Raw genomic sequence first — 7,699 nt, forward strand, 5'->3', positions numbered from 1 at the left:
CCTTGATCATGTCGTAAACGCTCAACGCCGCCACCGAGGCCGCCGTCAGTGCTTCCATTTCGACGCCGGTCACCCCCTTGGTCTTGACGGTGGCCAGGATGTGCACCGCGTCAGCACGCAAGTCGAAATCCACGGTGACCTTGGAGATCGGCAATGGATGGCACAGCGGGATCAGGTCCGGTGTCTTCTTTGCCGCCATGATCCCCGCCACCCGCGCGACGGCGAGCGCGTCGCCTTTGGGCAGCTCGCCGGCGCCCAGGAGCGCCATTACCTCAGCGGTGGTGCGGACGGTTGCGGTGGCGGTGGCTTCACGCGTGGTAATTGCTTTGGCGGAGACGTCCACCATCTGCGCGGTTCCGTCCTGCCTGAGGTGGGTCAGTCCGCCGGCATGTTCTGTTGTTGTCCCGGGAGTTTCATTCACAGCATCCATACTTCCACTTCAGCTCCCGCGGTGAGTTCCGTGACGCCGGCCGGGATATGCACCAACGCATTGGCCCGGGCCAAGGCATGGACCAGATGCGAGCCGGCGCCACCTTCCATGTGGATCGTGCCATTGCCTGCCAAAGTGCCCCGCCGGACCTGGTGCTTTCCGCCCGGCGATGTCAGCGCTTCAGCCAGGCGTGCCTTCTGAACGGGCCGTGGAGCCGGAGCGCCCACAACCTCGGACAGGGCAGGCCGAAGGAACATTTCGAAGGAGACGAGGCAGCTGACGGGATTTCCGGGAAATCCGAGGAACGGGACGCCGTTGAAGGTCCCCAGGCCCTGCGGCCCGCCGGGTTGCATGGCAACGGGGAGGAAATCAACAGGGTGGCCGGCCAGGGCCTGGCGCACCACCTCGTAGGCTCCCTTGCTTACTCCTCCGGTGGTGACGATGAGGTCCACGGCAGGGCCCCCTTGGCGGGTGTGCTGCTGAAGGACCGCCAGGAGGCTGGCGGGGTGGTCATCTGAGATACCCGAACGGACAACGTCAAGGCCTGCCTGGCGCATGGAGGCTTCCAGGAGCGTGCCGTTGGAGTCAAAAATTTTGCCGGCCGTGAGTTCTTCCCCTGGCTCCACTACCTCGTCCCCGGTGGTGACCAGGAGGACGCGCAGCGGTTGCGGGATGTCAACAGTTGCCAGGCCCAGGGCCGCCAGCAGGCCAAGCTGGGCCGGTCCCAGCAAGGTCCCGGCCGCCAACGCCATTGAACCTTTTTCGATGTCGCTGCCGCTGTTGCGCACATAGGTACCTGGAGCCACTGGGGGAAGCTCTACGAGGACATCCGTGGCGGCGGGCTCAGGGAAGGAGCTGGGGTTCGCCTTCTCGATGGGCACGACGGCGTCCGCGCCCTCGGGAATCATGGCTCCGGTCATGATGGGGGCGGCAAAGCCGGGCTTGAGGGGAGCCGGCGCCGCACCTGCCGGGACGGGCGCTGTAACACGGAGCTCCGCACCAGAGCTTGGGATGTCCTGCGAGCGAACGGCAAAACCGTCCATCTGCGAGTTGGCAAACGGCGGCAACGACAACGGGGCGTAGATGTCCGCAGCGAGCGGCTTTCCCAGTGCTTGGAGCAGTGGCACGCTCTGGTTGCCCTTGGTGATGGCAACGCCTGCCAGCAGTTCCATCACTGCCTGGCGATGGACTGCGACTGATCTGGGCACGGACAACCTCCTGTAGTGACACACCGGTTCTCGGAAACTCTCCGGACCTACCCAGACTAGGGCCTCAGCCCACCTTGACGCTGATGGTGTGATAGCCCGTGGCGCCGTCCGGAGCCACCGGAGCTTTGTCCTCGGTCTGCGGCTGGCCGGTAGAGTCGGTGGCCCGCACTTGTACCTCGTAGTCACCGGGTATCAGGTCAAGGCCCAGTTGCCACTGGTACCAGGTGTCGGTCGAAATCCCCTTGGCGAGCGTAGCCTGCCGCCAGGGTCCGCGGTTGACGCGAAGCTCTACGCCGTTGATGCCCCGGTGCTGGGCCCAGGCCACACCCGCGAATTGCACCATTCCTGCCTGGACGGACCTGCCGCTGCGGGGTACATCGATGCGGGACTGGGTTTTGATGGGGCCGCGATCACTCCAACCCCTCGGGGTCCAGTAGGCGGTATCGTCTGCGAAGCGCGTGACTTTCAGTTCGGTCAGCCACTTGGTGGCCGAGACGAATCCGTAGAGTCCGGGGACGATCATCCGCACGGGGAAGCCGTGCTCCAAGGGAAGCGGCTCGCCGTTCATGCCCACCGCCAACAGTGCGTCACGGTTGTCGGTGAGGGCCTCCAAGGGTGTGCTTGCTGTCCAGCCGTCATTGCTGGTGCTTAGCACCATGTCCGCGCCGGCCTTGGGTCCGGCCATGGCCAAAAGCTCACGAACCGGCCAGCCCAGCCACAGCGCATTGCCGATGAGGTCCCCGCCCACGTTGTTGGACACGCAGGCGATGGTGATGTGACGCTCGGTCATGGGTTTGGCCAGAAGGGTGGCGAAATCGAGCTCGACCTCGTTCTCCACCATCCCGGTCACCTTCAGCTTCCACTGCGGCGGATCGATGGCAGGGACTGTCAGTGCTGTGTCGATCCTGTAGAAATCGGCATTCGGGGTCACCAACGGACTGATGCCCTCTACAGGGAGCGAGGCGCCAGCGGGTATTGCCGGGGCCGGGGTTGCCGGCTGAGGGAGAGTCATGGAACCTCTGAAACCCGAAGCCACGGTGGTGGCACGGGTGAGAACGGCAGTGACGGTTCCCGCGACTACTGCGGCGAGGGAGGTTCCTCCGAGCGCATTCAGGAAGCTTCGCCGGGCCAGTGGCGCCGGATCATGGCCATCGCGCGCCCCTATTGTTCCGGCCGGCGTTGTTCCGGCCGGCGCCCACGTGGTGAGCCGGCGAATGAGCATGCGCAACAGCAACATGGTGACTATCGCGGCGACGATGGGGGCCAGGGCCGCCTGCGGACCAGCTTGGGCCCGCGTTACGACGGCGGTCAGGCCCGCCGCGCCGGCCACCCCGGCCAGAGCCAGTCCCCAGCCGGTACGGCGCTGCTCCAGAACACCGGCCAGTGCTGCCAACAACGCCGCAACTATTCCGATCGATGCGATCAGGACGATTTTGTCTGCGGTGCCGAATAACTGGACGGCAAGGTCCTTCACGCCCGGAGGCACGGCGTCGATCACGGCCCCGCCCAAAGCGGTGACGGGGGAAACCAGGGGGCTCAGCACGCCTGCAGCCAGTTCACCGGCCGCGATCCCGGCACCACCCGCGGCGAGACCGGCCGCGGCAGCCCACAGCCGTGGGCGACGATGCGCTCGCGGCGGCGTGGAAACAGCAGTCTCCTCGGTGCCTTCGGTTTCCTGCTTGCCTGCGGTTTCCTGCTTGCCTGCGGTTTCCTGCTGATCCATGCGCGGGCCCGGCTTGTCCACACTGCTGGGCATGTTCATGAGTGGCCTCCTGGGCGCTGGTCGGCTGAAGTCCCGAACGTAGCCGGGAGGGAAGATGACGGACGATCTTGGTCGGGAAGTGACCCAGCCGGAAGAGGCCCGTCATGAAGTGGAACAGCGGGTAGCGGGATGCCCGGTAGGGAGCCTGCCGGCAGGGACAGCGTAAACCGGCAACCGCCGTCGACGTTGTCCACGGTGACCGATCCCCTGTGTGCCTTGACGATGCCGGCCACCATGCTCAGGCCGATGCCGGCACCGCTGTAGCTGCCCTGCAGCCCGTCAGCAGTTCGCCGGGCGGGGTCTTTCTGCCAACCCGTCTGGAACAGGTGCGGCAGGTCCTCGCTGCTGATGCCCCCGCAGTGGTCCTGCACGGCAATGACTGCATTCCCGCCGTTCCGCCCCACACTGATGTGGACCTCGGTGTCCGGCCTGCTGTAGATGATGGCATTGAGCAGGATGTTCCGTACGGCCCGGGCGAGGCTGGGCCCATCGGCAACGGCCATGCACTCGCGGTCACCACCGCCGTCGAGCGTGATGCCCCGTTGGGCGGCCAACGGCGCGAGGTCGGCCAGCGCATCACTGACGAGGTCGTAAAGGTCCAGCGGTTCAGCACGGAGACGAAGCGTGCCTGCCTGGATCTTGGACAACTCCAGGAGGTCGTTGACCATGGCAGTCATCTGCTCGGTCTGGCTGATGATCTTCCGGTAATAGCCGGGCACATCGGATGCCATGCCGTCTTCAAGGGCTTCGGTCATGGCCCGCATGCTGGCCAACGGGGTCCTGAGGTCGTGCGAAATCCATGACACGAGCTCTCGCCGGGCAGTCTCAATGGCGGCTTCGCGTTCGCGCGACTCGGCCAGCCTGCGGCTGCTGGCCTCCAGTTCCTTGGCCAGTTCGGCAAGCTCGGACGTCATGGCCGGAGCACTGCCCCGGCCCTCCCCGGTGTGGTCCAATGTCTCACCACGTCCAAGGCGACGTGCGGCATCGACCAACCGGGCAGCGTTTCGGGACACACCCGCGCCCAGCATCAAGGACAGGGCCACCGCCACCACTGACGCCATCGCCAGGATGTACCACATCACTTCCAGGTCCCTGGCGGAAATGAACATCGCGTTGAATGCACTGACCATCCCTGCCACCAGGACCGCCACCGTGGCCACCACCACCAGGCAGATCTGGGTCAGGACCGAGGCCCGGCGCAGAAACCGGAGGATGAGCAAGGTTGCAGCGCCGATGAGGACAGCCCAGAACAGGACCCAAGCAAGGATGGTCCAGAGCTCATTGCCCTCCATGGCCACGCTCCCCGCCAGCGGGCTGCTCCGCTGCCTTGCCGGCGCCGGAATCGAACCGGTATCCCACGCCCCAGACCGTCTTGAGCAGCTCCGGCTTGGTGGGGTTGGCTTCAATCTTTTCCCGGAGGCGACGCACGTGCACTGTGACGGTGGAAAGGTCGCCGAAGTCCCAGCCCCATACGGCCTTGATCAGTTCCTCCCGGCTAAAAACCTGGTTGGGCCGCCGCATCAGGAAGGCCAGGAGATCGAATTCGCGGACCGTCAGGGCCAGGGCAACACCGCGGTGGGTGACTGTCCTGGACGCGGGATCGAGTTCGAGTCCTGCGGCTTCCACTGGAGGTTCCGGCGTGAACTCCTTGACGCTGCGCCGGAGCACCGATTTCACCCGGAGCACCAGTTCCCGTGGCGAGAAAGGCTTGGTGACGTAGTCATCGGCCCCCATCTCCAAACCCAGGATCCGGTCATCTTCGGTCCCCAAAGCCGTGACCATGATGACCGGCACGCTCATGGTTTGGCGGAGCCGCCGGCACACCTCAACGCCGTCCAGTCCGGGCAGCATGCGGTCCAGGATCACCAGGTCAGGCTGGCGCACCGCGGCCAGCTGCAGGGCGGTGAAGCCATCCCCCGCCATATCCACTTGGAACCCTGCTTGAAGCAGGTAATCCCTTACCACATCGGCGATGGTCTGTTCGTCTTCGACCAGGAGGATGCGGCGATTCCCTGGTTCCGCTGATGATGCCGTAGGTGTGGTCACACTTTCAGCATAGGTTTGCCGGCCGCGCACAGCACCCGATCCGGGGTTCCGCGGCCCAAGCGTATGGAATCCGTAAGAACTGTATGACTGTAATCGGTGTCACTGATCCTGCCACGGTGGCGTAGCCTGAATTTATGAGTGTTCAGCTGGGAATGCCGGTGCCCCCTCCGGGCGGCGCAGCAGGCAGCAAGGAAAGTGGCGCCGCGGTACCGCCGCCCCGGCCAGCGGAAACGCCTGCGGGCTTGTGGGACCGTTATGGCCGGCGGGCTACGGATATGCGCCTGTCCCTGACGGATAAATGCAATCTGCGCTGTACCTACTGCATGCCGGCCGAGGGCCTTGAATGGCTCTCGAAACAAGCCGTGATGTCGCGGGATGAAATTGTCAGGATCGTCCGCATCGGCGTCAGCGCCCTGGGTGTCAGGGAACTCCGCCTCACCGGCGGCGAGCCTTTGGTACGTGCTGACCTGGTGGACATCATTTCCGATATCCGCAGGGACCATCCGGACCTCCCCATCTCCATGACCACCAACGGCGTTGGCCTGGATAAGAAGGCAGCGGCGCTGAAGGCGGCAGGCCTCACCCGGATCAATGTCTCGCTGGACTCTTTGCACGAGGAAACCTTCACCCAACTCACGCGCAGGCCCTTCCTGGATCGTGTCCTGGCCGGTGTGGATGCTGCATGGGCCGCGGGCCTGGGCCCGGTTAAGCTCAACGCTGTGCTGATGCGCGGGATCAATGATGCCGAATCGCCGGATTTGCTGGCCTGGGCGTTGGACCGCGGCTACGAGCTCCGCTTCATCGAACAAATGCCCTTGGACGCCGATCACGGGTGGACGCGTCGCAACATGATCACGGCCGAGGAGATCCGCGGCCTGCTGTCCCGTGACTTCGTCCTGGGCCGGGACTCCCGTGAACGTGACGGCGCCCCTGCCGAACGCTTTGAAGTCCGACGCCGGGACACCTCTTCGGGGGAAGCTACGGGTCCGGTTCTCGGTACAGTCGGCATCATCGCCTCCGTCACCGAACCCTTCTGCGCCGACTGCCGCCGAACCCGGATCACAGCCGAGGGCAAGATCATGAGCTGCCTCTTCTCCCGCGAAGAATTCGACCTCCTGGGACTGCTTCGTGGCGGGGCCACTGACCAGCAGCTGGCGGAACGGTGGCAGGACGCTATGTGGGTCAAGCCCAAGGCCCACGGCATGGACCATACCGGTCTCGGCGCAGCGGACTTTGTCCAGCCGGACCGCAGCATGAGCGCAATCGGAGGCTGAATCCTTGCTTGTCCGTTACTTCGCTGCCGCACGCGCGGCCGCAGGGGTCGAAGAAGAAGTGCACGTCCTTCCGGAAGGCGCCAGCCTTGACTCGCTCCTGGAAGCTGCCCTCGCCGTCGAACGCCCACTGCCCCCTGAAGGGACACCAACGCTGGAGCGCATCGTGGCCCGGAGCAGTTTCCTCCGCAATGAGGTGGCGGTGCGGGACCGTTCAGCGCCACTGGGTGCCCAGGACGTCATCGATGTCCTGCCACCTTTTGCCGGCGGCTGAGGCTCATGCTCTCCTAAAGACACTCCTCAATAGCGGGCTGAAGCCTGGTGTCCCTTCCAGCCGTAGATCGGCCGTGTGCACCAGGACGCCGTCCTCAACGCGGAAAGTGTGTCTGGCCACGCCGTCGGCGGTCCTCCGGTCCAGGGTCAGGATCCCTTGGTGCCAGGACCCCCGGACGGGGCTGGCGGGCGACCTCCCCAGACTGTCCACGTAGTACCAGAGGGTGTCTCCGTGGTCCCGGTCAACGGTAAACATGCCATGCCCTTCAAAGTGCGTGCCGTCCGGTTCCCTGTGCCGGTAGCTCTGGACGACTGCATACCCGCCGGCGGCTTTGGTGAAAACCACCTCCGCTTCCACGGTCCGGGCACTCCCCCACGGCGAGGCTGCAACTTCGGTGATGCCGCGCCAGTGACCGATGAAGTCGTGCAGCATCTCCGCAGCTTGGCCGCTTGAGGGCTGGTTCATCGCCTCTCCTATGTAGTCAGGGCAGCATCATCACTGTGTGATCATGCTGCCCTGCTGACAGTGGGTGAGTCCAGAGATTCAGAGGCCGAAGGTCTCGGTTTCCTCGAAAGGACCTACCACCGTGATGGTCCGGGGCGCCGCTGCGAGTTCGCGGGCGAGTTCCTGGACTTCCTCCACAGTGACAGCCTGGATTCGGGCCAGGGTTTCGTCAATGTCCTGGAATTCTCCGGAGACCAGCTCTGC

The 7,699-nt window shown here is 64.9% G+C and carries 8 protein-coding genes and 1 pseudogene; 2 read left to right on the plus strand and 7 right to left on the minus strand.

Annotation, left to right across the window (positions count from 1 at the left end; translation table 11 throughout):
• From moaC to HP499_RS17840, 5 genes are all read right to left on the minus strand, one after another.
• Window positions 1–430: cyclic pyranopterin monophosphate synthase MoaC (moaC, locus tag HP499_RS17820; protein WP_172325529.1), on the minus strand; the 430-nt coding region annotated here is incomplete at its 3' end.
• Window positions 418–1,644, minus strand: a complete 1,227-nt coding sequence (gene glp / locus HP499_RS17825) for a gephyrin-like molybdotransferase Glp (RefSeq protein ID WP_172325530.1) — start codon at window positions 1,642–1,644, stop codon at window positions 418–420. The genes glp and moaC, both read right to left, overlap by 13 nt.
• Window positions 1,645–1,702: 58 nt before the next feature.
• Window positions 1,703–3,400 carry a molybdopterin-dependent oxidoreductase gene (locus HP499_RS17830; RefSeq protein ID WP_253951667.1) on the minus strand — a complete coding sequence of 566 codons (1,698 nt, stop codon included), beginning with the start codon at window positions 3,398–3,400 and terminating at the stop codon, window positions 1,703–1,705.
• Complete coding sequence (locus HP499_RS17835) at window positions 3,397–4,692, minus strand: cell wall metabolism sensor histidine kinase WalK (RefSeq protein WP_172325531.1); 1,296 nt, start codon at window positions 4,690–4,692, stop codon at window positions 3,397–3,399. Before HP499_RS17835 ends, HP499_RS17830 begins: the two co-directional genes overlap by 4 nt.
• Window positions 4,679–5,446: a response regulator transcription factor gene (locus HP499_RS17840; RefSeq protein WP_172325532.1), complete on the minus strand. Its 768-nt coding sequence runs from the start codon at window positions 5,444–5,446 to the stop codon at window positions 4,679–4,681. Before HP499_RS17840 ends, HP499_RS17835 begins: the two co-directional genes overlap by 14 nt.
• A 134-nt stretch (window positions 5,447–5,580) precedes the next feature.
• On the opposite strand from HP499_RS17840, the gene moaA reads away from it, so the two are divergent.
• Window positions 5,581–6,720 (plus strand): GTP 3',8-cyclase MoaA, encoded by a 1,140-nt coding sequence (gene moaA, locus HP499_RS17845; RefSeq protein WP_172325533.1) that lies wholly within the window; start codon window positions 5,581–5,583, stop codon window positions 6,718–6,720.
• Window positions 6,721–6,724: 4 nt separating this feature from the next.
• Window positions 6,725–6,991: a MoaD/ThiS family protein gene (locus tag HP499_RS17850; RefSeq protein ID WP_172325534.1), complete on the plus strand. Its 267-nt coding sequence runs from the start codon at window positions 6,725–6,727 to the stop codon at window positions 6,989–6,991.
• 3 nt (window positions 6,992–6,994) lie between these two features.
• On the opposite strand, the gene HP499_RS17855 is transcribed toward HP499_RS17850, so the two are convergent.
• Both HP499_RS17855 and HP499_RS25250 read right to left on the minus strand, forming a co-directional pair.
• Window positions 6,995–7,456 (minus strand): DUF1579 family protein, encoded by a 462-nt coding sequence (locus HP499_RS17855; protein ID WP_172325535.1) that lies wholly within the window; start codon window positions 7,454–7,456, stop codon window positions 6,995–6,997.
• A 78-nt stretch (window positions 7,457–7,534) separates the two neighbouring features.
• Window positions 7,535–7,699: pseudogene (locus tag HP499_RS25250) on the minus strand (insulinase family protein); the annotation flags it as partial.

It is taken from the genome of Paenarthrobacter sp. CM16, assembly GCF_013179505.1.
GTDB lineage: Bacteria > Actinomycetota > Actinomycetes > Actinomycetales > Micrococcaceae > Arthrobacter.

Coding starts and splice junctions, on each gene's coding strand:
- HP499_RS17830 (WP_253951667.1), bottom strand. CDS start 3,400: ATGAACATGCCCAGCAGTGTGGACAAGCCGGGCCCGCGCATGGATCAG.
- HP499_RS17835 (WP_172325531.1), bottom strand. CDS start 4,692: ATGGAGGGCAATGAGCTCTGGACCATCCTTGCTTGGGTCCTGTTCTGG.
- moaA (WP_172325533.1), top strand. CDS start 5,581: ATGAGTGTTCAGCTGGGAATGCCGGTGCCCCCTCCGGGCGGCGCAGCA.
- HP499_RS17855 (WP_172325535.1), bottom strand. CDS start 7,456: ATGAACCAGCCCTCAAGCGGCCAAGCTGCGGAGATGCTGCACGACTTC.